Below are 25,170 nucleotides of genomic sequence, written 5' to 3' on the forward strand. Positions count from 1 at the left end.
GAGCCGAATATCGACCATAATCGGCTCATTCCGTGAGCCGAATAAGTGGCGTAATCGGCTCACCCCCTTGGGAGTCCGCCGCATGGATCACCCCCACTGGATCTGGCAACAGCCGGATTGGCCCACCTTCCGCTGGCACGCCAGGACGCTGGCGCCCCTGCTGCGCTCCTGCCAGCAGTTGCAGGGCCGCCTGCTCGGCATGGCCGGTGCGATCGCGGGCGACGAACAGGTCGAAGGGGAACTCGACACCCTGCTGCAGAACATCATCACTTCCTCGGCGATCGAGGGTGAGCGCCTCAACGTGGCCTCCGTGCGTTCCTCGCTGGCGCGGCGGCTGGGCGTAGCGCAGGACGCGAAAGCGGCCACCACCCCGCGCAGCGAAGGCCTGGCCGAGCTGATGCTCGACGCGACCCAGCGCTATCGCGAGCCATTGACCGCGCAGCGCCTGTTCGACTGGCATGCCTGGCTGTTCGCGCAGCAGGATTCGCTGCTCGCACGGCCCATCCGCGTGGGCAGCCTGCGCGGCGATGAGCCGATGCAGGTGGTGTCCGGCCGGCTCGACCGGCCGATCGTGCATTTCGAAGCGCCGCCCCGCGCCGGCCTGGAGGTGCAGCTCGATGCCTTCCTGGCCTGGTTCAACAGCAGCCGCGGCGACGCCGCGCTCGATCCCTTGCTGCGCGCCGGGCTGGCGCACTTCTGGTTCGTCACCCTGCATCCGTTCGACGATGGCAACGGCCGCCTGACCCGCGCCATCACCGACCTGGCCCTGGCGCAGGCCGAACATCAGGCGATCCGCTTCTACACCATGTCGGCCAGCATCCTGGCCGACCGCGCCGGCTACTACCACGTGCTCGAAACCAGCCAGAAGGCCACGCTGGACGTCACGCCGTGGCTGCGGTGGTTTCTCGCCACCTTGCAGCACAGCTTGAACGAGGCTCTGCAGCGCATCGACCGCGTGCTGGACAAGGCGCGCTTCTGGCTGCAGCACTCGTACCAGGGCCTGTTGCCGGAACAGCTCAAGGTGCTCAATCGCCTGCTCGATGGCGGCGAGCGCGGCTTCGAGCAGGGCATCAGCGCGTCGAAATACCAAGTGGTAGCCAAGGTGTCCAAGGCCACCGCCACGCGCCACCTGGCCGACCTGGTCGAGAAGGGTTACCTGGAGCGCCTGCCGGGCGGCGGCCGCAGTACGCGTTATCACGTGAAGCACTGAGCTTCGCCGGCAGGAGTCCGCGGGAGCCTCTCAACCCAGCGCGCTAAACGCTCGCCGACGCACCCGCCACCACGCGCGTTGCCGCCGCGCCCATCCACGTGGCCACCACCCGGTTGCGCCCTTCGCTCTTGGCGCGGTACAGCGCGTGGTCGGCGCGCACCAGCAGTTCGCTGACGTCGTAGCCGGCGCTGTGCGTGTCGGCCACGCCCAGGCTGGCGGAGACGGAGAGTTCGCCGCTTTCCAGCGGCGACAGCGCGCCGATCGCCGCGCGCAGCTGTTCGGCGCGGGCCAGGGCCTGTTCGGGCGTGCAGTCCGGCAGCAGCACGGCGAATTCCTCGCCGCCCAGGCGGCCGAATACCTCGCGCGCGCTGAGCAGCGGGCGGCAGGCTTCCACGATGTGCTTGAGCGTGTGGTCGCCCACGGCGTGGCCGAAGGTGTCGTTGATCGACTTGAAATGATCCAGGTCCAGGATCACCAGCGCGGCCGGCTGGCGCGTCTTCGCCGCCGCCTGCAGGGCCGTTTCGGCTTCTTCGATGAAATGCTTGCGGTTGCAGATGCCGGTGAGGCTGTCCAGCCGCGACAGCCACATGAAGCGCAGCTGCGAGCGCTTGAGGCGGTAGATCCACAGCGTGATGAAGCCCAGCGCCATCAGCAGCAGCACGATATACAGGCGGCTGGCTTCCACCGCCTTGCGGTCCAGCGCCTGCTGCAGCTGCAGGATCTGGTTCTGCTTGTTGAGCGTGTCCAGCTGCAGCCGGCCCGACAGCACCTGCTGCTTCACCACCTGGTAGGCCAGCGCCTTGGCGGAGACGTCGTCGAGATAGCCCTTGTCGGCCGCCATGTACTGCTCGAGATAGGCCAGCGCCGCGGCCAGGTCGCCCTGCTTGCGCGCCACCCGGTACAGCACCTGGTAGGCCATGCCCAGCGGCGCGGTGTATTCGCCCTTGATGCTGTTCTGCACCGCGGCCAACGCGTGCTTGCGCGCCTCGGCCAGGTTGCCCAGGCTCAGGTGCGCCTTGGCCAGGGCCGCGTCGAACTGCGCGATCAGGGTCTGGTAGCCGTCGTGCTGCACGTCGGCGTAGTTGCGCGTGAGCACGGCGATGGCCTGGGTGGCTTCACCGCGCTCGAGGTCGGCCACGGCCAGTTCGGCGCGCAGCGTGTTGGCGTAGACGGTTTCGCCGACGGAGACGCAGCGGTCGATGGCCTGGTCCAGCTGCTCGCGCGCGTTCGGCTTCTCGCTGCGATAGGCCGACTCGGCCTTGAAGAACAGGCCTTTGCACGGGCCTTCGCCGGGCGGCAGGTTCTTCAGCATCTCGTCCGCGTATTGCGCGGCGAGGTCGTACTGGCCGGCCGCGACCAGCAGCTGCGCCGCTTCGCCCAGGCCTTGCAGGCGGGCGCGCTTGTCGGTGATCTGCGGCAGCTGGCTGGTGAGCTTGTCCAGCCGGGTGAAGGCCTCTTCGTAGCGGTGGCCGATGCCGAGGATGTTGATCGAGGTGGCGGTGGCGCGGAAGCGCAGGGTGGCGTCGACGTCCTGCGCGATCACCTCGTCCAGCAGCGGGCCGGCGCGTTCGTAGTCGCCGTAGTAGGCCACGTCCCAGGCCTTCAGGTAGCGCAGGTGCCACTGCTGCTGCGGCGACAGCTTCGATGCCTCCGGCTCCATCTGCAGCAGCAGCTTGGCGAAGGTGCCGTGGTCGGAGGTCTTGATGCTGTCGGCTACCTCCAGCAGGGCGGGCGGGGCGTCGGCCGCGCCGGCTTCCGCGGCGGCCGCGGCCAGCGGGCACAGCAGGCAGGCCCCGGCAAGGAGGAACCCGTAAAGGCGCCGCATGCCGTGGCGTGCGTTCACGCGACGGCGGCCTCGCGCCGCAGGCTTTCTTCGGCCGGCGACGGTTCGTCGCCTTCGCCCTCGTCTTCCTGCTCTTCTTCCTCTTCGGCGGGCAACTGCACGGCCATCAGCGCACCCAGGCCCAGCAGGGCCTGCAGGCCGGCGGCATCGCGGGCCAGCACAGCAGCTTCGTGCGCAGGTTCCAGGCGCGCCCCGGCCAGGGCCAGTTCCAGCTCGGCAGCGGACGCATCGCGCAGGCGGGCGTCTTCGCCCATGCGCTCCAGGAACTCGATGATGTCGGACATGTACTCCCCCTGTGATCCGTTCTTCAGCTTGTGCGATGGCCCGCGTACGGCGCCATCATTTATGGAGACCGCTTTTTATCGGCTCGAGCGAACAACCGGCACGACCTGCACGCAGGGAACGGGAACGCCGCCGCGCGGCGGCGGCGCCAGACATGGAGCGTTACGATGTCCCCCGACCCTGGGTCCGTGCGGCACCGATGGAGCCTCCGCGCGGACGGTCCCCGGCATCATAGCCCGGCTTTTTGCGCGGCGTGTGATGGAAAAACCGCTGAAGCAGCTTGTATGCCAGGGGTCGGGGTGGCTTCCGGCAGGGCGCGGCTTCAGTGGATGCGATGCCAGATGGTGGCTTCGGCCTCGGGTTCGGCTTCGGTTTCGGCGCCCAGGTGCAGGAACACGATCGGCCGCATGGCGCCCAGGCAGGCGATGCCGCCGAACAGCGCGGCCCAGTCGCGGCCCGGCAGCTGGTAGTCAAGCGCGCCCGGCGGGCGGCGCTTCGGCGCGGCGGTTTCGCGGCCGGCGGGCGCCAGGCCGAGGAATTCGATCAAAGCGACCGGCGTGATGCGCATGATGTCCACCTCCCCTTGCGTGATGGACCTTCGTGATGGACCTTCGCGTGAGCTTCGGCGCCGATTCTGCGCGGGCGCGCGGGGAAATCCTCTACCTCGTGCCGGCTATGCCTGGCCTATGGCTTTCCACCGATAGGCAAGCCAGGAGCGAAAGGCGAGTAGCGAGGGCGCCGTCACGTACACGCCCGGCCGGTTCGCCGACAGAGCCTAGCCGCGCGTGACAGGGGACGTACGCGCACAGGCTTGTGCCCTCGTTACTCGCCTTTCGCTCCTGCAAAGCGCGGGCGGAAACGCAGGTTAGGCGCGGCCCGGGGGCGTGTCGATGTCACTTAAGGCGGGCCGCGGCTCGGCCGAAAGCGACCCGCCGGCCGGCCGTCACAGCCGCGATACGCTCCGCTCCTGTTAGCCTGTGTCGTTGCGGCCGCCGAGGCCGTTCTTTGTGGAAGGCGCCCTGCATGCGGAACCTGGAAGAAGCCCGGATCGCCATCGTCGGCCTGGGCTATGTCGGCCTGCCGCTGGCCGTGGAATTCGGCAAGACATACGACACGGTGGGCTTCGATATCCGCGCGGCGCGGGTGGAGGAACTGCGCGCCGGCAAGGATTCGACGCTGGAAGTGGATGCGGACGAGCTGCGCTCCTCCGCGCGCCTGCGCTACAGCGATGCGCTGGAAGATCTGCGCGACCGCAACGTCTACATAGTGACGGTGCCCACGCCGATCGACGCGGCCAAGCGGCCGGACCTGGGGCCGCTGGTCAAGGCCAGCCAGATGCTGGCGACGGTGCTCAAGCGCGGCGACGTGGTGGTGTACGAGTCCACGGTCTATCCAGGCTGCACCGAAGAGGTGTGCGTGCCGCTGCTGGAGGCTGGCTCGGGCCTGAAGTTCAACCAGGATTTCTTCGCCGGCTACAGCCCCGAGCGCATCAATCCGGGCGACAAGCAGCACCGCGTCACCAGCATTCTGAAAGTGACGTCCGGCTCCACGCCGGAAGCGGCCAGCTACGTCGACGCGCTCTACTCCAGCATCATCACCGCCGGCACGCACAAGGCCAGCAGCATCAAGGTGGCCGAGGCGGCGAAGGTGATCGAGAACACCCAGCGCGACCTCAATATCGCGCTGGTGAACGACCTGGCGATGCTGTTCAACAAGCTCGGCATCGACACGCTCGAAGTGCTGGAAGCGGCGGGCACGAAGTGGAACTTCCTGCCGTTCCGTCCGGGCCTGGTCGGCGGCCATTGCATCAGCGTTGATCCGTATTACCTGACGCACAAGGCGCAGGAAGTAGGGCACCACCCGGATGTGATCCTGGCGGGCCGGCGCACCAACGATGGCATGGGTCCCTACGTGGCCGGCGAAGTGGTGCGCCTGATGGTGCGCAAGGGCATCAACCCGGTGCGCGCGAAAGTACTGGTGCTGGGCCTGGCCTTCAAGGAGAACTGCCCGGACCTGCGCAACACCCGCGTGATCGACATCGTGCAGGCGCTGCGCGGCTACAACGCGCAGGTCGACGTGCACGACCCCTGGGTGGATGCGGCCGAATGCGAGCACGAATACGGGTTGGCGACGCTGGGCGCGCCGGCGCAAGGCCACTACGACGCGGTAATCGTCGCCGTGGGCCATCGCCAGTTCAAGGCGCTGGGCGCCGCGGGCATCCGCGCGTTCGGCAAGCCCGAGTCGGTGGTCTACGACGTGAAATACGTGCTGCCGCGCGAAGCGGTGGACGGGAGGCTGTGATGAAAGTGCTGGTGACCGGTACCGCCGGTTTCGTCGGTTCGCACGTGGCGCGCAAGCTGCTGGCGCGCGGCGATGAAGTGATCGGTGTGGACAACCTCAACGATTACTACGACGTGGGTTTGAAGCGGGCGCGACTGGCGCGGGTGCAGGCGTATCCGGGCTACACGCACGTGCATGCGGACCTGGCCGACCGCGCGGCGATCGAGAAGGCGTTCGCAACGCACAAGCCCGAGCGGGTGGTGAATCTGGCGGCGCAGGCGGGTGTGCGCTATGCGGCGACCAACCCGCATGTGTACGTGAGCAGCAACGTCACCGGTTTTCTGCATGTGCTGGAGGGTTGCCGCCAGCATGCCGTGCAGCATCTGGTGTTTGCTTCGACCAGTTCGGTGTATGGCGCCAATCGCGACCTGCCGTTTTCAGAGCATCGTCCGGCCGAGCATCCGCTGACGCTGTACGCGGCGACGAAGAAGGCGAACGAGCAGATGGCGCACAGCTACGCGCATCTGTACGGCGTGCCTGCCACCGGCTTGCGCTTCTTCACCGTGTACGGCCCGTGGGGACGCCCGGACATGGCGCTGTTCCTGTTCACCAAGGCCATCCTCGCGGGCGAACCGATCCGCGTGTTCAACGAGGGCCGGCACAAGCGCAGCTTCACGTATATCGACGACATCGTCGAAGGCGTGGTGCGCGCGCTGGATACGGTGCCGGGCAAGGATGCGGCCTGGGATGCCACGCATCCGGATCCGGCCACCAGCGGCGTGGCGCCGTATCGCCTGTACAACATCGGCAACGAGCATCCGGTGGAGCTGCTGCGCTATATCGAGGTGCTGGAGCAGTGCCTGGGCCGCAAGGCCACCATGGAAATGCTGCCGCTGCAGGCGGGCGACGTGCCGGAGACCGAGGCGGATGTATCGAGCCTGGTGGAGGCCGTGGGTTATCGGCCGAAGGTCTCGGTGGAGCAGGGCATCGCGGCGTTCGTGGCGTGGTATCGCGAGTACTACAAGGTCTGACGACCTCGTAGGTTGGGGTGAGCCGCAGGCGAACCCCAACGGTGCGCAGCGTCCGTGGCCGCGATGTTGGGGTTCGCCTGCGGCTCACCCCAACCTACGCCAGCTTCGACGCTCAGGTTTTTGCGATCTCGAACTCCTGCGTCGACACCGTCTTCCCATCCACCGCGATCACCACCTGGTACTTCCCCAGCGGCCACTGGTTCGGATTGCGCACCTCGAACGTGGTCACCGCCGGCCCGTCCGTGGCGATCGACTGGCTGGTGCTGACGATCTGCCGCGAGCTTCCTTCCAGATAGCTCCACGTCGCACTCAGCGTGGCGCTGTCGGTCAGCCCTTGCGTTTCCACCGCGGCATAGATCGTCTTCACGCTCGGCGCAAAACGCGTCTTCGCTTCGGTGACGCGATGGTCCGGCGAGACATCGTCGCCGATGGTGACGCTGGCTACGCGGAAGGCCCGGTCCACCGGCGCCGCCGTGACAGCCGCCTTGGCGGTGGATGCGGTGGAAGCCTTCGGCAGCGTGATGTCCGGAACGGCGGCCGGCGCCGTCGCGGGCGCCCTGGCCAGCACGCTGGCCGCCGCTGCCGGCGCGGCGGCGGGCGGTGCTGCTTCGTGCTTGCCGCAGGCGCCCAGCGCGAGCGCGGCGATCAGGCAGCAGCCGCCGGCGGCGTGGCGTTGAAAGCGATGCATGGCAATCCCCCTTCCGGTCGTCGATCCATGGATGAACGGAGTAAACGCATGGCGTTCCCGCAGCGCCAAGCTAGGCCTGTCGCGATGAAGCCGCCATTAGCGGCGGGCGCGGCGCGACAGGTTTTTTACGAACGTTTCGCGCCGCCTCCGCACGCCATGCTATTGGCGCGCGCCGCGCGGATTGCCGGGCGCCGACGCGGCGCTGGCGCGGAACGGATTGATGTCCAGGCCGCCGCGCCGCGTATAGCGGGCATAAACGCTCAGGCTTTGCGGCGCGCAGTGCCGGCTCACGTCCACGAAGATGCGTTCCACGCACTGCTCGTGGAATTCGTTGTGATTGCGGAACGAGACCAGGTAGCGCAGCAGGCCCGCGCGGTCGATGCGCGGCCCGCGGTAGCGGATCTGCACGCTGCCCCAGTCGGGCTGGCCGGTGACGGGGCAGTTGGAGCGCAGCAGGTCCGAGACCAGGGCTTCTTCCACCACCTCGCCCGCATCGGCATGCAGGTAATCGGACTTGGGCGGGCCGTAGTCGTCGATGTCGATATCCAGCGCATCGATCGAAGCGCCTTCGAGATCCACCACTGCATGCGCTTTCGCGCTCGGCTCGCTCAGGTGCACGTCCACCTCGGCGCCGGCCGCGGCGGAGAGATCGCGGCGCAGGGTCGCCGCAAGGGCTTGCGCATCGTCGATGCGTTCCTGCGCAAAGCCGTTGAGATACAGCTTGAACGACTTCGATTCGATGATGTTCGGCGAGGCCGCCGGCACGCGGAATTCGGCCAGCGCCACGCGCGGCTTGCCGCGCGCATCCAGCCAGGAGAGTTCGTAGGCGTTCCAGATATCCACGCCGTGGAACGGCAGCGGCGCGCTCACGCCGATCTCGTCGCGCTTGGCCTGGCGGGGGATGGGGAACAGCAGGGAGGGGTCGTAGCGGTCGGCGTAGACGGTGGTCTTGCCGAGGGGGGAGTGTTCGGGAGTGCTCATGGCGGGCATTTTACCCGCCATGAGCCGTATTGCCGTGCCGGTCAGGCGTTGAGGAACTTCAGCATGGCCTCGGTATAGCGCGGGCCGGCGGCGGCATCGGGCGGGAACACCGCGTCGATGGCCGCGAGCTCGGCGGCGCTGAGGGCGACATCCAGCGCGCCCAGGTTCTCGTCCAGGCGGTCGCGGCGCTTGGTGCCGGGGATGCCGATCACTTCCTCGCCCTGGGCCAGCACCCAGGCCAGGGCCAGCTGCGCGGGCGTGCAGCCCTTGTCCTTCGCCAGTTCCTGCACCTTGTCCACCAGTTCAAGGTTGCGGGTGAAGTTCTCGCCCAGGAAGCGCGGGCTGCTGCGGCGGTAGTCGTCGGCGTCGAAGTCCTCGGGGCTCTTGTAGGCGCCGGTAAGGAAGCCGCGGCCCAGCGGCGAGTAAGCCACCAGGGCCACGCCGAGCTGGCGGCACATGGCCAGCACGCCGTTTTCCTGCGGGTCGCGCGTCCACAGCGAGAACTCGCTCTGCACGGCCGCGATGGGGTGCACCTTGTGCGCGCGTTCCAGCGTCTCGGCTGAAACCTCGCTCAGGCCCAGGTAGCGCACCTTGCCGGCCTGCACCAGCTCGGCCATGGCGCCGACGGTGTCCTCGATCGGCGTGCGCGGATCCAGGCGGTGCTGGTAGTACAGGTCGATCTGCTCGACGCCCAGGCGCTTGAGGCTGCCGTCGACGGACTCGCGCACGTATTCCGGCCGGCCGTTGACGCCGCGCACCTGCGGGTTGGAGGGGTCGCGCACGATGCCGAACTTGGTGGCCAGGAACACCTGTTCGCGGCGGCCGCGGATGGCTTTGCCGACCAGTTCCTCGTTGGTGTACGGGCCGTAGATGTCGGCGGTGTCCAGCAGGGTGAGGCCGCGGTCCAGCGCGTGGTGGATGGTGGCGATGGACTCGGCGTCGTCGCGCGCGCCGTAGAACTCGCTCATGCCCATGCAGCCCAGGCCGAGGGCGGAAACCTTGGGGCCGTTGCGGCCAAGCAGTCGTGTTTGCATCGCGGGGCTCTCTTTCAGGTGGGAGAAAAGATGGGCACATGCTGCGCTTGCATCGTTGATGGATAAATGCTCAATAATCGCCAGGTCTGTTTCATTCATATCAACAATGGGAAGCCCCGGCCATGGACCAGCTGCAAGCCATGCGCGTGTTCGCCCGCATCGTCGAGCTGGGCAGCTTCACCCGCGCCGCGGACGACCTGAACCTGCCGCGCGCCACGCTCACCCACACCATCAAGCGGCTGGAGGCGCGGCTGGGCGCGCACCTGCTGCAGCGGACCACGCGCAGCGTCAGCCCCACCCGCGACGGCGAGACCTACTACGGCCATTGCGTGCGCCTGCTGGCCGACGTGGACGAGGTGGAAGCCGGCTTCCGCGACGCCGCCACCCAGCCCAAGGGGCGGCTGCGCGTGGACATGCCGGCCACGCTGGCGCGCCATCTGATCGCGCCGGCGCTGCCGGATTTCTTCAAGCGCTATCCGCAGGTGGAACTGGAGCTGGGCACCAGCGACCGCTACGTCGACCTGGTGCGCGAAGGCGTGGATTGCGTGGTGCGCTCGGGCGAGCTGCCCGATTCCGAACTGGTGGCGCGCCGCATCGCCTCGATGCAGCAGGTGACCATGGCCAGCGCCGACTATGTGCGTCGCCACGGCATGCCGGCCAGCCTGGCCGACCTGCACAAGGGCCACCTGGCGGTGAACTGGGCCTCGCCGAACACGCGCCGCGCGGTGCCGCTGGAATTCATGGTGGGACGCAGCTTGCGCGAGGTGAGCCTGCCGTCGATGGTCACCGTCAACGGTTCTGACGCCTACGCCGCCTGCTGCGAGGCGGGCCTGGGCATCGCGCAGTTTCCGCGCTACCGCTTCGGCGATGCGCTGGCCAGCGGCCAGCTGGTGGCCCTGCTGACCGACACGCCGCCGCCGCCGATGCCGCTGCACGTGGCGTATCTGCGCCAGCGGCAGCTGCCGCTGCGGCTGCGCGTGTTCATCGACTGGGTGGCGGGGCTGGTATCAACCCTGGCGTAGGGTGGGGTGAGCGCCAGCGAACCCCAACGCTGCGGGCGACCGTGGGTGTTGGGGTTCGCTGGCGCTCACCCCAACCTACGCGGCCGCTCAGGCCAGCGGCGGCACGTCCGTCGGCGTGCCGTTGGAATCCAGCGCCACCATCACGAAGCGCCCGGTGGTGCAGACGCGGCGGTCGCCGGTGAGCGGGTCCTCGGCGGTCATTTCCACTTCCACGTGCATGGAGCTTTTGCCCACTTCCACGATGCGCGCCAGCAGTTCCACCAGCTGGCCCTTGCGCACCGGCACGCGGAAGCTCACTTCTTCCGAGCGCGCGGTGACCACGATGCGGCGCGCATGGCGCGAGGCGACGATAAACGCCGCCTTGTCCATCCACGCCAGCGCCTGGCCGCCGAACAGGGTGCCGAGATGATTGGTGTGGTCGGGAAACACCATCTCCAGCAGGGTGGCTTCGGGCAGGGCGGCGGCGTGCTTGGTCATGGCGTGCGGTCTTGGGTGGGGAAAACGCGTATTTTGACGCATGTTTCCCCCCAGGGACTTCTGGCAGGGGTCGGGGCATGACCTCCGGACTACGATCCATGACTTTGGATCGCCGGCTACAGCTCCGGCAAGCCACGGCGGGCTTCGTATCACGCCAATCCTCAAGGGGAGTCGACAATGGGTTTGAAGATGGATGGTTCGCGCCTGCTCGGCGCGCTGGTATTGAGCGCGCTGTCGTCCGGCGCGGCCGCACAGGCGGCACCGGCCAGGACGCTGACGGCGGACGATTACGCCCGCGCCGAGAGCTTCATGTACTACCGCGCCGCGCCGCTGATCGACCACGCGGTGACCAGCGCCAGCTGGCTCGACGACAGCCACTTCTGGTACCGCGACCACGACGCCCAGGGCGACCGTTACCTGCGCATGGACGCCGCCACCGGCAAGGCCGAACCCGCGTTCGACCAGGCCAAACTCGCCGCCGCGCTGAGCAAGGCCGCCGGCAAGCCGGTGGACGCCAGCAAGCTCGGCATCACCGAATTCGACGTGGCCGCCGACGGGCAGCTCGACGTCAGCCTGCGCGGCAAGCACTACCTGTGCGACCTCAAGGGCGAAGGCGTGTGCGCGCAGCCCAGGCACGGCGACGCCGGCGAGGAGCCGGGCGTGCTCTCGCCCGACAAGAAGACCGAAGCCTTTATCCGCCACTGGAACCTGTGGCTGCGCGACGTCGCCACGGGCAAGGAAACCCAGCTCACCACCGATGGCGTCGAAGACTACGGCTACGCCACCGACAACGCCGGCTGGAAGCACACCGACAGCGCCATCCTGGTGTGGTCGCCGGATTCGACCCAGATCGGCACCTTCCAGCAGGACCAGCGCAAGACCGGCGACATGTACCTGGTCACTACCAACGTGGGCCATCCGAAGCTGGAGAAGTGGAAGTACCCGCTGGTCGGCGACGAGCACATCACCATGATCGAGCGCGTGATCATCGACGTGCCGGCCAAGAAAGTGCTGCGCCTGAAGATGCAGCCGGACCAGCACCGCTCCACCCTGTGCGACGACATCAGCTGCGGCCGCGACGGCGGCTGGGACGACGTGCAGTGGGCGGCGGACGGCAAGACGCTGGCCTTCGTGTCCACCTCGCGCGACCACAAGCAGTCCTGGTTCCGCATCGCCGACGCCAAGAGCGGCGAAGTGCGCACGGTGTTCGACGAGAAGGTGAAGACCTACTACGAGAGCGGCAACGACAAGGTCAACTGGAGCTACCTGCCGGAAACCCACGAGGCGATCTGGTTCAGCGAGCGCAACAACTGGGGCAACCTGTACCTGTACGACCTCAACACCGGCAAGCTCAAGCGCGCCATCACCACCGGCGAGGGCAACGTCACCCAGGTGCTGCGGGTGGACGCGAAGTCGCGCACGCTGTGGTTCCGCGGCGTGGGCCGCACCGCCGGCGTCGATCCGTATTACCAGCAGTACTGGAAGGTGAGCATCGACGGCGGCAAGCCGACCCTGCTCACGCCGGAAGCAGCCGATCACACCGTCGTGCCGTCGCCCGACGGCAAGCTGTTCGTCGACGCCTATTCCACCAGCACCACGCCGCCGGTGACGGTGCTGCGCTCCAGCGACGACGGCCGCACCGTGGCCCAGGTGGCCAAGGCCGACATCAGCCGCCTGCTCGCCACCGGCTGGAAGGCGCCGGAGCCGTTCACCGTGAAGGGCCGCGCCGGCAAGACCGACCTGTACGGCCTGATGTACAAGCCGACGAATTTCGATCCGAGCAAGAAGTACCCGATCGTCGACTACGTCTACCCCGGCCCGCAGACCGGCTCGGTCGGCACGCGCAGCTTCAGCGTCGGCCGCGACAACCAGGCGCTGGCGGAACTGGGCTTCATCGTGGTGGCGATCGACGGCATGGGCACGCCGTGGCGCTCCAAGGCGTTCCACGATGCCTACTTCGGCAACATCATCGACAACACCTTGCCGGACCAGGTGGCGGGCCTGAAGGAACTGGGCAAGCGCTATGCGTGGATCGACCTGGACCGCGTCGGCATGTGGGGCCACTCCGGCGGCGGCAACGCCACCGTGGGCGCCATGTTCATGTATCCGGACTTCTTCAAGGTCGGCATCGCCGAAAGCGGCAACCACGACAACCGCAACTACGAAGACGACTGGGCGGAGAAGTGGCAGGGCCTGCTGGTGAAGGACAAGGACGGCAAGAGCAACTACGACAAGCAGGCCAACCAGGTCTATGCCGACAAGCTCAAGGGCCATCTGCTGCTGGCGCACGGCACCATGGACGACAACGTGCCGCCGTACCAGACGCTGCTGGTGGTGGATGCGCTGATCAAGGCCAACAAGGACTTCGATCTGCTGCTGATCCCGAATGCGCACCATGGCTATGGCGCGGCCAGCCTGTACATGACGCGCAAGCGCTGGGATTACTTCGTGCGGTATCTGATGGAAGCGACGCCGCCGAAGGAATACGAGTTGAAGATGCCGAAGGATTGAAAAAAACGGGCCCACCAGGGCCCGTTTTTTTCTACCCCCTCTCCCCTCCGGGGAGAGGGTTGGGGTGAGGGGAACCTACGGAGCGTAGAAGCGGGATCGGAAAAGCGAGCGATGCTTCGTCGATCCGCTCCTGCGAGCACCCGCCCCTCATCTGCCTGCCGGCATCTTCCTCGCTCCTCAAAGCCGGGCACATCCCTGTGCCCTCCCCGCGTGCTCCCCGGAGGGGAGAAGAGTTCTTCGTAGCTAGAGTGTTTCCACCGGTTTGGCCACGCCCTTTGCCAGCGCTTCCTTGATCAAGGCATCGAGCTGCGCATGCGCCTTCTGGTTGGCGAGTTCCTGCCGCTTGCCCAGCGCACCCTGCTTCTCGCCCAGGGCTTGCTGCTGCTTGCCGAGTGCCTCCTGGTCGTGCGCGAGGGATTCCTGCTCGCGTTCCAGCGCCTTCTGCTGCGCTTCCAGGTCGGCGCGCGCGGCGGCGATCTTCTGGCGCCCGGCGGCGAGATCGGCGGCGGGTTTGCCCTGCGCTTCCATCCCTGCGAGTTGCGCTTCGCGGCTGGACAGCTCCGCTTCCTTGCTGGCCAGGCTGCCCTGGCGCGAGCCGAGCATGCCCTGGCGCTGGCCCAGGCTGCCCTGCTGCGCACCGAGCTTGCCTTGTTCGCCGCCGAGCTTGCCCTGTTCCTTGCCGATCGTTTCCACCTCGGCGTAAGCGGCCTTGGCGCGATCCAGATACGCCTGGTCGCGGATCACCCAGGCCTGCCCGCCGCGGCGGAACCACAGCAGCGAACCCTTGCCGTCCTGCAGGCGGCGCACCGCTTCCACGTCGCGGTCGGCGCCATCGAACATCACCGAATCCCCATCGATCAGCGCCAGCCCTTCGGCGGCTTCGCCGCGCGTGTGGATGGACACATGGCGGGCGCCGAAGCCACCGAATTCGGGCGGTGGTGGCGGCGAAGGCGGAACGGGCGGTACCGGCGGCGGGGGCGGAGGAGAGGGTGGCGGTGGCGGCGCGGCCGGCGGCGCTGGCGGCGGCGTGTACTGCGCGGCCAGCAGGGTGAGTGGGGCAGCGAGCAGCAGTGCGGAGAAGATCGCCACCCGCCATTCGGCGCGGCGCGGCAGTCGGAGAGCGGGCGGATGCAGCTTCATCGATAAGGCCTCGTCAGAGAGAAGGGGCGATCAAAGGCGCGTGCTGGGTTGGGCCTGGCCGTCGGCGACGGCCTGGTCCATCAAGCGGTCCAGCTGGCTGTAGACCTGCCGCGAGACTTCGCGCTCGCGTTTGGACAGTTCGGCCTGCTGGCGCGAGAGCTCGGCCTGGTTGCGGCTGAAGTCGGCCTGCCGCCGGTCGATGTCGGCCTGCCGGCGCTGCAGGTCGGCGCGCTGCGCCTCGATGCCGCTGAGGCGCCCTTCGAACGAGGCGGCGATGCCGGCCGCCTCCGCGCTGTCGGCCTTGCCCTGCATGCGCAGCTGCTCGCGCTGCCGGGTCAGGGCGACGCGTTCGCTGTCCAGCTCGGAACGGCGCACCGACAGCGCTTCGACTTCCGCGGCCAGCCCATCCTGGCGGCCGGCCAGCTCGCCCTGCCTGCCGGCGAACTCGCCTTGCTGGCGTGCGAGATCGCGCATCGGCGCATAAGCGTCCTTGGCCTGCTGCAGCAGCGCGCGGTCGCGCACCACATAGGCCTTGTCGCCGCGGCGGATCCACAGCACCGGCGCGTTGCCGTTCTGCAGGGCGCGTGCGTTGGCCAGATCGTTCTCGCTGCCCTGCACGGTGAGGAAATCCGGCTCGACGATGGCGAAGCCGCGGGGCGCGCCGTTATCGAGGTCGAGGTCGACGTGCGAAGCCTTGCCCACGCGTACCGGCGACGGCGGTGCCGGCGGAGCGGGCGGCGGCACCGGTGCGACCGGCGGTGGCGGCGGTGGCGGCGGCGGGCTCATCGGCTCCATGGGCGCCATCGGCGCGGGCGGCGGAGCAGTGATCGGGTCAAGAGCGGCCATGGCGCGGGCGGCGGGCTTCGCGGCGGGAGCCGGCGTTACCGTCGTAGCCACGGGCGCGACCGGCGCGGGTGCCGCCGCGACCGCGGGCAGCGGATGCGCCGCGACGACGCGCGTGGGCGACACCAGCGGTGCGGGTGCGGGTGCGGGTGCGGCTTGCGGCGCGACCGCGGGCGCGGCATTCGCTGCCGGCGCGGAGGACGTTGCCTGCTGCTGATCCATGCCGCGCGCGGTGACGCGATAAGGCAGCGCACCGGCGACGGCCACCAGCACCACCAGCAGCCAGGCGCCCAGGCGCGGCGGCACGCGGTCGGTCTGCTGCAGCAGGGTGAGGCGGCGTTTCAGGTTCTGGAAGGTGGGCGAGGCGCCGGCCAGGCCGGAAGACACCGGGAACGCCACGCCCAGGCGCAGCAGCAGGCGGCCGTAGTCCTGCGGCTCGGCGCTGGAGCGGTCCAGTACCTGTGCATCGCAGGCGGCTTCGCGGTGAAACGCGTATTCGCGCATCGCCCAGCGCGCCAGCGGATGGAAGAAGAACGCGCGCTGCGCCATGGCCGGAATCCAGCCCAGCCACAGATCGCCGCGGCGCAGATGCGCCAGTTCATGCGCCAGCGCCATGGCGCAGTCGTCCGCATCCAGCGTGTGCTCGGTCGGCAGCAGCACCACCGGGCGCCACAGCCCGGCGACCTGGGGCGACACGATCACGTCGGAGCGGCGCAGCTCCGGGCAGTGGCGCAGGCCGAGCGCGCGCGCCTGTTCGGCGCACTGCGCGAGCAGCCGGGTATCGCGTACCGGTTCGGCGCTGCGCATTACCGCGCGCGTCTCGCGCCATTCGCGCAGCGCGGCGGCCAGCTGCAGCGCCATCGCGATCAGCCACAGGCTGGCCAGGGTTTCGCGCCACGGCCAGGGCTTGGCAGGCGGCGCGTCGGCCGCTTTAGCCGCCGCGGCGAGTGGCACGGGGATCGAGGCCAGCGGGTCGCCGGTGACCGCGGTATGGATGGCGATGCCATGTTCCTGCGCCTGCTCGCCCGACAGCGCGGTGGTGTCCACCGACGGCGTCAGCAGCGGCAGTTCCAGCGGGCGGCCCAGCATGAGGCCGAGCATCAGCTGCAGGCCCACCAGCCACCACAGCAGGCAGCGCATGGCCGGCGACCAGCGCGGCAGCCAGCGGCACAGCAGCCACACCGCGCCGATCAGGGCGGCAGCTTGGATGGACGTCCAGACCAGGCGGTCGAGCAGCAGGTCGGCGAAACGGAAATAGCCGTCCATATCATTTCTCCTTGCGCCGCGACTGCAGTTGATTGACCAGGGCTTCGAGTTCCGCCAGTTCGTTGTCGCTGACCTCGGCTTTCTCGGACATCCACGCCACGAACGGCGACACCGAACCGGCCAGGGTCTTCTCCACGAACTGATCCACCGCCTGCCGCATCGCTTCGCCGGGACCGGTGGCGGTGCTGTAGCGGTACACGCCGCCGCCCTGGCGGCGGCGCAGATAACCCTTGCCGCGCAGGCGTTCCATCATGGTCAGCACGGTGGAGCGCGCCAGGCCGCGCGCCTCGCCGAAGCCGGTGGCCACTTCGCCGACCGAGGCGGGCTCGTGTTCGGCCAGGTAATGCAGCAGGGCGAGTTCCTGGTCGCCGATCGAAGGCTTGGACATGGCAGGTTATCCGGGGGTGACTACAGATGTAGGCACGCTACGCCTTGACTACAGGTGTAGTCAATAGGCTGGTAGCCACGGGGAACGGGGAACGGGGAACAGCCTCGCAAGTTGCGCGCTTTTGTTCCCCGCTCCCCGTTCCCCGCACTGTAACGATGTAGCGTTTTCGCTCCGGCGCGAAAAAGCAGGAGTATGATGCGCCGCCATCACCACCCGACCCTGCGCACCGGAGTGCGCATATGAAGACTTTCGACGCTCGTCGCCTGGCTTCCTCTCCCCATCGCGCCGCCATCTCCGTCCGCCGGACCTGAGACCGCCAACCCTCGCTTAAGGCCCACGCCGAAACCATCGGCGCATCGCCTGCTGCCCGCGTGCGCGCACGCGCCGGGTGGCGATGCGCGGATCGCTTCGCATCCGCCATGAACTTCCATCAAGGAGTCGCCGCCATGAAAGCGCTGTTCGCGCAGATGCTGGCCAGCCCCTGGCTGCTTGCGCTGTGCCTGCTGCTGTACCTGGGTTTCGTCGGCCCGCAGCTGATCTCCGCCACGAGCACGTTCGCCGTGATCGCCGGCCTGGTCCTGCTGGGCCTGCTTGCGGCCTGGAGCTATCACCTGCTCAGCCGCCTTCTTCGTCACAAGGAATGACTGTTTATGAATCGCACGATCAAACGTTTCTCGATGGTTGCCGTTGCGCTGTGCGCGCTGCTGCTGGCGGCCTGCGACAAGGTGCCGGCCGGCAACGTGGGCGTGAAGTTCCAGCTCTATGGCGACGGCAAGGGCGCGCTGCAGGAATTGCCGCCGGGCCGTTACTGGGTGGGCTGGGGCTATGAGCTGTACACCTTCCCCACGTTCACGCAGACCTACGCGTTCACACGTTCCTCGAACGAAGGCCGCCCGGTCGACGAGTCGTTGAGCTTCCAGACCGCGCAGGGCCTGATCGTCAATGCCGACGTGGGCATCACCTATCACATCGACCCGACCAAGGTGACCTTGATCTTCCAGAAGTACCGCAAGGGCATCGACGAGATCACCGACGTCTACCTGCGCAACATGGTGCGCGACGCGCTGGTGAAGGAAGCCGCGAACCTGGATATCGAATCGGTCTACGGCAAGGGCAAGGCGCATCTGATCGATGCGGTGCAGAACGACGTGGCCGCGGAGGTGGCACCGGTGGGCATCGTGATCGAGAAGATCTACTGGATCGGCGAACTGCGCCTGCCGGACAACGTGGTGCAGTCGATCAACGCCAAGATCCAGGCCACCCAGATGGCCGAGCAGCGCCAGAACGAAGTGGCGCAGGCGCAGGCCGAGGCGCAGAAGGTGGAGGCGGAAGCCGAAGGCCGGGCCAAGGCCGCGGTGACCATCGCCGAAGCGGAAGCCAAGGCGATCTCGCTGAAGGGCGATGCGCTGCGGCAGAACCCGAACGTGGTGCAGATGTCGGCCATCGAGAAATGGGACGGCCACCTGCCCACCTACAACGGCGGCGGCATGCTGCCGTTCGTGAACCTGCAGGCGCGCGAGGCGTCGAAGTAAGGCAAATGGCGGAGCCTGCGGGCTCCGCCTTCATTTCAACGGGCGCAAGTTCTTGTCGAGCTGAACGCGCGCAGCCCAACCGATGGCAGGGTGGCCTTGATGTCATCCGCCGCACGCATACTTGGCAACTTACGCGCGCGGACCAAGCCGTCGCCCACCACCACGAGGTAGCACCCATGACTCCCCAGGAACAGCAACTTCTCGACGATTTCCTGCAGCGCCTGGCCGCCGCCGGCGGCGTGGCCAAGGACGCGCAGGCCGACGCGCTGATCCAGCAGCGCCTGGCCGGCCACCCCGACGCGCTCTACCTGCTGGTGCAGCGCAGCCTGCTGCAGCAGCAGGCGCTGGAGAATGCCAAGGCGCAGATCGCGCAATTGCAGGCACAGGTGAGCGGGCAGGGCGGCGGCAGCTTCCTCGGCGGCCAGGCCGGCGGCTGGAGCCAGCCGCAGCAGCCCTCGGCGCCTCCGCCGATGCCGCAGCAGCAGGCCGCGCCGGGTTGGCGCGAGCGCCTGTTCGGTGGCGCCGCACCGGCGCCTCAGCAGCCGGCAGCCGCACCCAGCTTCCTCGCCAGCGCCGCGACCACGGCCGCGGGCGTGGCCGGCGGCATGTTCCTGTTCAACGGCATCGAAAGCCTGCTGGGCGGCCACCACGGCGGCGGTGGTTTCTTCGGCGGCGGCGGGCAGGAGACCGTGGTGGAGAACATCACGCAGAACAATTTCTACGACGACAACAACAGCGGCAACGCGTTGCAGAACGACCACGCGTTCGCGCAGGACAACAGCGATTTCAACGGTGACCTGAGCGACGTCGGCGACGTGGGCTTCGACGACGATAACGACAACAGCTGGGTGTAACGCCTGCATGTGGAATCCTTCTCCCCGCCGGGGAGAAGGTGGCGGCAGCCGGATGAGGGGCGGTGCTTGCGGAAGAAGATCGATGAAGCGTCGCTTGCTTTTGTGCTTCCGCTTCAGCGCTCCGTAGGTCCCCCTCACCCCAACCCTCTCCCCGCAGGGGAGAGGGGGCCAAGGCGTCAGAACGCCATATCGAACGCCACTTCTCCCTCGACGCCCACCTGATACGCCGACACGCGACGCTCGAAGAAGTTGGTCACTTCCTGCACGTCCTGCAGGTCCATGAAGTCGAAGGGGTTCTTCGCGCCGTACTTCTTCGGCAGGTCCAGCTGCACCAGGCGCTGGTCGGCGCAGTACTCCAGGTACTGGCGCATATCCTTCACCGACAGGCCGGCCACGCCGCCGGACAGCACGTCCTCGGCGAACTGCGTTTCGCAGGCGATGGCGTCTTCCAGCATCTCTTCCACTTGCATGCGCATGGCTTCGTCGAACAGGTCCGGCTCTTCCGCGCGCACCGTGCGCACCACTTCGAAGGCGAAGCCCATGTGGCCGGATTCGTCGCGGAACACCCAGTTGGTGCCGGAGGCCAGCCCGTGCAGCAGGCCGCGCGAACGCAGGAAGTACACGTAGGCGAATGCCGCGAAGAAGAACAGGCCTTCGATGCAGGCGGCGAAGCAGATCAGGTTGAGCAGGAACTGGCGGCGCTGTTCGCGCGTTTCCAGTCGCTGCAGGTTCTGGATCGAGTCGATCCACTTGAAGCAGAACTCGCCCTTCTGGCGGATCGAGGGGATGTTCTGGATCGCGCCGAAGGCCTTGTTGCGCTCGGCCGGATCGGGAATATAGGTGTCCAGCAGGGTGAGGTAGAACTGCACGTGCAGCGCTTCCTCGTACAGCTGGCGCGACAGGTACATGCGCGCTTCCGGCGCATTGATGTGCTGGTACAGGTTCAGCACCAGGTTGTTCGCCACGATGGTGTCGCCGGTGGCGAAGAAGGCCACCAGGCGATGGATCAGATGGCGGTCCGCGTCGCTCATCTTGGACTTCAGGTCCGTCACGTCCAGCGAGAAGTCCACTTCCTCCACCGTCCAGGTGTTCTTGATGGCGTTGCGGTACATCTCGTAGAACTCGGGATAGCGCATCGGGCGCAGGGTGAGTTCGAAACCGGGATCGAGGATGTGCGACATGGGAATTCCTTTGCTGCGGGCGCCGCCGGCGCTCAATCGAGCTTGCGCGCGTAGCGTTCGCGCACGAAGCGGCTGATATAGGTGGACAGGCCGATCCCGGCATCGGCCAGCTTCTGCATGTTGCCTACGTGCAGGCGGCCGGGCCGGGTGGCGTCGTATTCGTAGGTGCCGTCGTGGATGAAACGCACCCGGATGTAGCCTTCGCCGCTTTCGTAGGCGGCGACACCGGATTTCCCGCTGCGGTTCCGGTACGGCTTCATCGGGTGCGTTGCCTTATTGGCAGGCCTCGCAGTATTCCGGGTTTTCCAGCGAGCAGAACACCGCGGCGTTGGCCTGTTCCTGCTCGGCTTCCGGCGCCGGCCTGGCTGCCGGCGCGGCGGCGGCCACCGTGGTCTTGGCGATCTTGGTCGCCGGCCTCGAACGCAGGTAGTACGTGGTTTTGATGCCGGACTTCCATGCGTACATGTACATGGAACTCAGCTGCCCGATGTTCGGGTTCTCCATGAACAGGTTCAGCGACTGGCTCTGGTCGATGTATGCGCCGCGCGCGGCACCCAGGTCGATCAGCGCCTTTTGCGGCAGTTCCCACACCGTGCGGTAGATCTGGCGCAGGCGCTCGGGGATGTTGGCGATGCCCTGGATGGAGCCTTCAGCCAGCTTGATGGCGTCGCGCACTTCCGGCGTCCACAGGCCCAGCGTCTTGAGCTCTTCGACCAGGTAGCGGTTCACCACCAGGAAGTCGCCGGACAGCGTCTCGCGCTTGAACAGGTTGCTCACCTGCGGCTCGATGCACTCGTAGCAGCCGGAGATCGAGGCGATGGTGGCGGTCGGCGCGATCGCGATCAGCAGCGAGTTGCGCAGGCCGTGTTCCTTCACGCTCGCACGCAGCGAATCCCAGCGCGGCATGTCGTTCGGCCTGGCCTGCGGCCAGTAGTCGAACTGCAGCTCGCCGTTGGCGGCGCGGCTTTCGGCGAAGCCCGGATGCGCGCCGTGCTCTCGCGCCAGCTCGTTGGACATGCTCAGCGCGTGGAAGTAGATCTCCTCGGCGATGCGCGTGGACAGCGCCAGCGCGTCGGCCGAATCGAACGGCAGGCGCAGCTTGAAGAACACGTCCTGCAGGCCCATCACGCCCAGGCCCACCGGGCGCCACTTCTGGTTGGCCGTGCGCGCGGTGTCGATCGGATAGAAATTCAGGTCGATCACGCGGTCCAGCTGGCGCACCGCGGTGCGCACGGTGGCGGCGAGCTTGTCGAAGTCGAACACGCCGTCCACCACGTGGCGAGCCAGGTTCACCGAACCCAGGTTGCACACCGCGGTCTCGCCCGCGTTGGTCACCTCGAGGATCTCGGTGCACAGATTGGACAGGTGGATGACGTTCTCGGCCTTGGCCGTCTGGTTGCTGGTGGCGTTGCTGCGGTCCTTGAAGGTCATCCAGCCGTTGCCGGTCTGGGCCAGGGTGCGCAGCATGCGCGCGTACAGCTCGCGCGCCTTCACCTTCTTCACCGCGATGCCGGCGGCTTCCGCTTCGCGGTAGGCGCGCTCGAAGGTCTCGCCCCAGCTGTCGACGAAGTGCGGCACGATCTTCGGATCGAACAGCGACCAGTCGCCGTCGCTCTCCACGCGGCGCATGAATTCGTCGGGAATCCAGTTGGCCAGGTTGAGGTTGTGCGTGCGGCGCGCCTCGTCGCCGGTGTTGTCGCGCAGCTCGAGGAACTCCTCGATGTCGGCGTGCCACGGCTCCAGGTACACGCAGGCCGCGCCCTTGCGCTTGCCGCCCTGGTTCACCGCAGCGACCGAGGCATCCAGCGTCTTCAGCCACGGCACCAGGCCATTGGAATGGCCGTTGGTGCCGCGGATCAGCGAGCCGCGCGAACGCACGCGCGAGTAGGCCAGGCCGATGCCGCCGGCGAACTTGCTCAGCTTGGCCACGTCGCCGTACTTCTCGTAGATCGACTCCAGAGAGTCGGTCGGCGAGTCGAGCAGGAAGCAGGAGCTGAGCTGCTCGTGCGCGGTGCCGGCGTTGAACAGGGTGGGCGAGCTGGCCATGTATTCCAGCGAGGACAGCAGGCGGTACAGCTCCAGCGTCTCGCCGATCTCGTTGCCGCCCAGCGCGCAGGCGATGCGCATGAAGAAGTACTGCGGCGTCTCGATCACCTTGCGCAGCTGCGGGTGGCGCAGCAGGTAGCGGTCGTACACGGTGCGCAGGCCGAAGTATTCGAAGCGGCGCGTGGCCAGCGGATCGATGGCGTCGTTGAGCTTGCGCGCATTGGCGGCGACGAAGTCGCGCAGGCGTGCGTTGAGGATGCCCAGCTCCGCGCCGCGCGCGATCGACTGGGAGAAGCTCTGGATTTCCTGGCCGCTCACTTCCTTGTCGACGTAGGCGCCGAGCAGGCGCGCGGCGAGCTGGCCGTACTCGGGCTCCTCGGCGGTGAGCGCGGCGGCGGTGCGGATCGACAGCTCGTCCAGCTCGCGCGTGGTGGCGCCGTCGTACAGGCCGCCGATGGTCTTCAGCGCCACGCGCAGCGGATCGACCGCATGCAGGCCTTCGCCGCTGCGGGTCACCGCGCGCACGATCTTGTTGACGTCGACGATCTCCTGGCTGCCGTTGCGCTTGGTCACGCGCATCTGGCCGGGGTTGTGCGGCGGGGTGAGGGCGAAGGGGGTCTCCGCCACGGCTTCCATGCGAATGGACTCCGGCGCGGCGGCAGCTGCGTCGGCGGCAGGGAAGGCGGATGCGTCCGCGCGGTCGTCGGTGCGCTCGCGCGAGTCGGTGTCGATAGGTTGCATGGCATCGCTCCAGGCCAAAGGCTTCAACGACCTGCTCCCGCGCGCAGGGCTGAGACGAAGGCGGTGTAGGCGGGGACGGCCGTGCGGCGGAGCGAAGGCTCCGCGCCACGACGCGCCTCCCCGCGGAAGCCGCCATCACTCACCGCGGCGCTGAAGGCCGCGATGTGCCGGCAGGTCTTCGGACTCGCAGACATGGACCGTTCGCTGGCGACCGATCCGACCTACTCGCCCCCGCTTCCCAGCCTTGGAAGGCCAGTGCGATGGGAGCTTTCGTTTCCGCTTACCGCTGCGGGGCAGTTCCGGATTCGCACCGGATTCCCTATTAAGCCAATCCGACCGTGGGTCTGAGAAAGGCACCGACCGACACAACATATAGGGGTAAGGCAGGGAAGGTCAACCCAAGCCATTGTGCATATATCGGTGGATAAGTGGGGTAATTCAAGGCCTGGCGCGGCCTGGCGGCCATGCGAAAAATCTTGGCGATCGGTTCTGCCCGGGCGCTCAGGGGGCGATGCTGAAATCCACCTCGATCGGATACGGCGCCGGGCTGGCCGGCGGGGCCGGCAGCTTCCAGCTGGCGAAGCGGCTGAGCAGGCAGGTGGCTACGTCGGTGGGGGCGCGGACTTCGACCCGGCCCAGGCTGCCGTCGGCGTGCACGTCGGCGACCAGTACGAAAGGGGACTTGTCCGGCTTGGGCAGGGTGGCGATGCAGCCCTTGAGCGCGTCGGTGGTGCGGTCGCCGATCGCGGCCCACATCTTCTTCTGGTAGTCCGGCCCGTCCTTGGCGCCCTCGGTCAACTTGGCCTGCTGCACCCGCGTTGAGAAATCGTCCGCCGGCATGCCGGGCGCGGACAGCAGGGCGAGGAAGAGCAGGCTGGTCATGGCGGGGCTCCGTGCAGGAAAGGCCGCCACGTTACCGCAGTGCAGGCCATCGAAGGGGAGTGAAGCATGTCGACGACGTCGCCGAAGATCGTGGCCGCGCTGCTGGCGCTGGCCGCCACCGTGCAGGCCTGGGCCGCGGAACGCATCGAGGTGCCGCGTTCCGATGGCGCGAGCACGCCGCTGATGGTGTACGAGCCTGCCGCGGCGAAAACCTGCCCGCCGCTGCTGCTGGTGTCGCACGGTGCCGGCGGAAGTGAGCAGGGCCTGCGCTATGTAGGCGAGGCCTTGAGCGCCGACGGCTGGCGCGTGGTGGTGATGGGGCACCGCGAAAGCGGCCTGCCGGTGCTGAAGCAGGACCTGCGCAGCCATGGCTTCAAGGGCGGCATCACCGCCCTGGTCACCGATGCGCCGGCTTATCGGGCGCGCTTTCTCGACATCGACGCGGCGCTGGCGTGGTCGGAACAGCGCTGCCACGCATCGTTCAAGGCGCTGCTCGGCCATTCGATGGGCGCGATCACGGTGATGCTGGAAGCCGGTGCGCACAACAAGTTGGGGCTGGCGCCGAAGGGCAGCTTCGACGCCTACGTGGCCTTATCGCCGGAAGGGCCGGGACCGGTGTTCCCCGAAGGCGCATGGGCACCGATCGCCGCGCCCACGCTGCTGGTCACCGGCACGCGGGACCAGGGGCTGGGCGGCGACTACCGCTGGCGCATGCAGGCCTTCGATGGACTGGGGCCGGGCTGCCGCTGGCTGGCCGTGGTGGATGGCGCCAACCATATGAACTTAGGCGGCGGCCAGTTCGCCGCGGGTGCGCAGAAGAGCACGACGACGCTGGTGTCGGCTTATCTGGATGCGCTGCGCTCCGGCCGCTGCGGCACGCCACCGGCTTTGGCGGGCGTGTCGGTTCGCCAGAAGCCGGACGAGTAGCGGGCTTTCCA

Annotated in this window: 23 protein-coding genes and 1 riboswitch; of the genes, 9 read left to right on the plus strand and 14 right to left on the minus strand. The window is 67.8% G+C overall.

Features of this window, described 5'->3' with window-relative positions; genetic code table 11:
• The first annotated feature begins 82 nt into the window (after window positions 1–82).
• Window positions 83–1,210: a Fic family protein gene (locus ISN75_RS00460; protein WP_343819269.1), complete on the plus strand. Its 1,128-nt coding sequence runs from the start codon at window positions 83–85 to the stop codon at window positions 1,208–1,210.
• A gap of 43 nt (window positions 1,211–1,253) precedes the next feature.
• On the opposite strand, the gene ISN75_RS00465 is transcribed toward ISN75_RS00460, so the two are convergent.
• The 3 genes from ISN75_RS00465 to ISN75_RS00475 form a co-directional block, all read right to left on the minus strand.
• On the minus strand, window positions 1,254–3,035 hold the full coding sequence (locus ISN75_RS00465) for a diguanylate cyclase (RefSeq protein WP_343819268.1): 1,782 nt from the start codon (window positions 3,033–3,035) through the stop codon (window positions 1,254–1,256).
• A 14-nt stretch (window positions 3,036–3,049) separates the two neighbouring features.
• Window positions 3,050–3,337, minus strand: a complete 288-nt coding sequence (locus ISN75_RS00470; RefSeq protein WP_343819267.1) for a hypothetical protein — start codon at window positions 3,335–3,337, stop codon at window positions 3,050–3,052.
• 320 nt (window positions 3,338–3,657) lie between these two features.
• Entirely contained in the window at window positions 3,658–3,903 is a 246-nt protein-coding gene (locus ISN75_RS00475; RefSeq protein ID WP_343819266.1) for a hypothetical protein, read from the minus strand.
• A 455-nt stretch (window positions 3,904–4,358) separates the two neighbouring features.
• Between ISN75_RS00475 and tviB the strand changes: the two genes are divergently transcribed.
• Together tviB and ISN75_RS00485 are read left to right on the plus strand one after the other, a co-directional pair.
• On the plus strand, window positions 4,359–5,636 hold the full coding sequence (gene tviB, locus ISN75_RS00480; RefSeq protein WP_168648946.1) for a Vi polysaccharide biosynthesis UDP-N-acetylglucosamine C-6 dehydrogenase TviB: 1,278 nt from the start codon (window positions 4,359–4,361) through the stop codon (window positions 5,634–5,636).
• A complete protein-coding gene (locus ISN75_RS00485; RefSeq protein WP_343819265.1) occupies window positions 5,636–6,646 on the plus strand; it encodes an NAD-dependent epimerase in 1,011 nt (336 codons plus the stop codon). The genes tviB and ISN75_RS00485 overlap by 1 nt, the downstream gene beginning before the upstream one ends.
• Window positions 6,647–6,758: 112 nt before the next feature.
• Here the strand turns inward: ISN75_RS00485 and ISN75_RS00490 are convergent, their stop codons facing one another.
• The 3 genes from ISN75_RS00490 to ISN75_RS00500 all read right to left on the minus strand — a co-directional run bounded on the left by ISN75_RS00490 (window position 6,759) and on the right by ISN75_RS00500 (window position 9,349).
• Complete coding sequence (locus tag ISN75_RS00490) at window positions 6,759–7,334, minus strand: hypothetical protein (protein ID WP_343819264.1); 576 nt, start codon at window positions 7,332–7,334, stop codon at window positions 6,759–6,761.
• A gap of 159 nt (window positions 7,335–7,493) precedes the next feature.
• On the minus strand, window positions 7,494–8,315 hold the full coding sequence (queF, locus tag ISN75_RS00495; RefSeq protein ID WP_167254932.1) for an NADPH-dependent 7-cyano-7-deazaguanine reductase QueF: 822 nt from the start codon (window positions 8,313–8,315) through the stop codon (window positions 7,494–7,496).
• A 41-nt stretch (window positions 8,316–8,356) separates the two neighbouring features.
• On the minus strand, window positions 8,357–9,349 hold the full coding sequence (locus ISN75_RS00500; RefSeq protein ID WP_343819263.1) for an aldo/keto reductase: 993 nt from the start codon (window positions 9,347–9,349) through the stop codon (window positions 8,357–8,359).
• 122 nt (window positions 9,350–9,471) lie between these two features.
• Between ISN75_RS00500 and ISN75_RS00505 the strand changes: the two genes are divergently transcribed.
• Entirely contained in the window at window positions 9,472–10,371 is a 900-nt protein-coding gene (locus ISN75_RS00505; RefSeq protein ID WP_167254936.1) for a LysR family transcriptional regulator, read from the plus strand.
• An 87-nt stretch (window positions 10,372–10,458) separates the two neighbouring features.
• On the opposite strand, the gene ISN75_RS00510 is transcribed toward ISN75_RS00505, so the two are convergent.
• A complete protein-coding gene (locus ISN75_RS00510; protein WP_343819262.1) occupies window positions 10,459–10,848 on the minus strand; it encodes an acyl-CoA thioesterase in 390 nt (129 codons plus the stop codon).
• A gap of 177 nt (window positions 10,849–11,025) precedes the next feature.
• Between ISN75_RS00510 and ISN75_RS00515 the strand changes: the two genes are divergently transcribed.
• On the plus strand, window positions 11,026–13,359 hold the full coding sequence (locus ISN75_RS00515; RefSeq protein WP_343819261.1) for a S9 family peptidase: 2,334 nt from the start codon (window positions 11,026–11,028) through the stop codon (window positions 13,357–13,359).
• A 243-nt stretch (window positions 13,360–13,602) separates the two neighbouring features.
• Here ISN75_RS00515 and ISN75_RS00520 read toward each other — a convergent pair whose 3' ends face one another.
• The 3 genes from ISN75_RS00520 to ISN75_RS00530 are packed head-to-tail and all read right to left on the minus strand — an operon-like array spanning window position 13,603 to window position 16,996.
• Window positions 13,603–14,499, minus strand: a complete 897-nt coding sequence (locus ISN75_RS00520; RefSeq protein WP_343819260.1) for a hypothetical protein — start codon at window positions 14,497–14,499, stop codon at window positions 13,603–13,605.
• A 30-nt stretch (window positions 14,500–14,529) separates the two neighbouring features.
• Complete coding sequence (locus tag ISN75_RS00525; RefSeq protein WP_343819259.1) at window positions 14,530–16,608, minus strand: M56 family metallopeptidase; 2,079 nt, start codon at window positions 16,606–16,608, stop codon at window positions 14,530–14,532.
• 1 nt (window position 16,609) lies between these two features.
• Window positions 16,610–16,996 (minus strand): BlaI/MecI/CopY family transcriptional regulator, encoded by a 387-nt coding sequence (locus ISN75_RS00530; RefSeq protein WP_167254946.1) that lies wholly within the window; start codon window positions 16,994–16,996, stop codon window positions 16,610–16,612.
• Window positions 16,997–17,442: 446 nt separating this feature from the next.
• Between ISN75_RS00530 and ISN75_RS00535 the strand changes: the two genes are divergently transcribed.
• The 3 genes from ISN75_RS00535 (at window position 17,443) to ISN75_RS00545 (ending at window position 19,382) form a co-directional block, all read left to right on the plus strand.
• Entirely contained in the window at window positions 17,443–17,640 is a 198-nt protein-coding gene (locus ISN75_RS00535; protein WP_343819258.1) for a hypothetical protein, read from the plus strand.
• A 6-nt stretch (window positions 17,641–17,646) separates the two neighbouring features.
• The gene (locus ISN75_RS00540) at window positions 17,647–18,528 is read left to right on the plus strand and encodes a prohibitin family protein (protein WP_343819257.1); all 882 of its coding nucleotides are present in this window, start codon (window positions 17,647–17,649) and stop codon (window positions 18,526–18,528) included.
• A 176-nt stretch (window positions 18,529–18,704) separates the two neighbouring features.
• Window positions 18,705–19,382 (plus strand): DUF2076 family protein, encoded by a 678-nt coding sequence (locus tag ISN75_RS00545; protein ID WP_167254950.1) that lies wholly within the window; start codon window positions 18,705–18,707, stop codon window positions 19,380–19,382.
• A gap of 176 nt (window positions 19,383–19,558) precedes the next feature.
• Here ISN75_RS00545 and ISN75_RS00550 read toward each other — a convergent pair whose 3' ends face one another.
• The 4 genes from ISN75_RS00550 to ISN75_RS00565 form a co-directional block, all read right to left on the minus strand.
• Window positions 19,559–20,563: a ribonucleotide-diphosphate reductase subunit beta gene (locus ISN75_RS00550; RefSeq protein WP_343819256.1), complete on the minus strand. Its 1,005-nt coding sequence runs from the start codon at window positions 20,561–20,563 to the stop codon at window positions 19,559–19,561.
• Between the two features lie 32 nt (window positions 20,564–20,595).
• Window positions 20,596–20,823, minus strand: coding sequence for a hypothetical protein (locus tag ISN75_RS00555; RefSeq protein ID WP_167254954.1), 228 nt, complete (start codon window positions 20,821–20,823; stop codon window positions 20,596–20,598).
• A gap of 13 nt (window positions 20,824–20,836) precedes the next feature.
• The gene (locus ISN75_RS00560) at window positions 20,837–23,245 is read right to left on the minus strand and encodes a ribonucleoside-diphosphate reductase subunit alpha (RefSeq protein ID WP_167255401.1); all 2,409 of its coding nucleotides are present in this window, start codon (window positions 23,243–23,245) and stop codon (window positions 20,837–20,839) included.
• Between the two features lie 257 nt (window positions 23,246–23,502).
• Window positions 23,503–23,725: riboswitch (cobalamin riboswitch) on the minus strand.
• A 126-nt stretch (window positions 23,726–23,851) separates the two neighbouring features.
• Window positions 23,852–24,232 (minus strand): peptidase C13, encoded by a 381-nt coding sequence (locus ISN75_RS00565; protein ID WP_168648939.1) that lies wholly within the window; start codon window positions 24,230–24,232, stop codon window positions 23,852–23,854.
• Window positions 24,233–24,298: 66 nt separating this feature from the next.
• Between ISN75_RS00565 and ISN75_RS00570 the strand changes: the two genes are divergently transcribed.
• Window positions 24,299–25,159, plus strand: coding sequence for an alpha/beta hydrolase (locus tag ISN75_RS00570; RefSeq protein ID WP_343819254.1), 861 nt, complete (start codon window positions 24,299–24,301; stop codon window positions 25,157–25,159).
• Window positions 25,160–25,170 lie beyond the last annotated feature (11 nt).

The organism is Dyella marensis (assembly GCF_049532885.1).
Lineage (GTDB): Bacteria > Pseudomonadota > Gammaproteobacteria > Xanthomonadales > Rhodanobacteraceae > Dyella_D > Dyella_D marensis.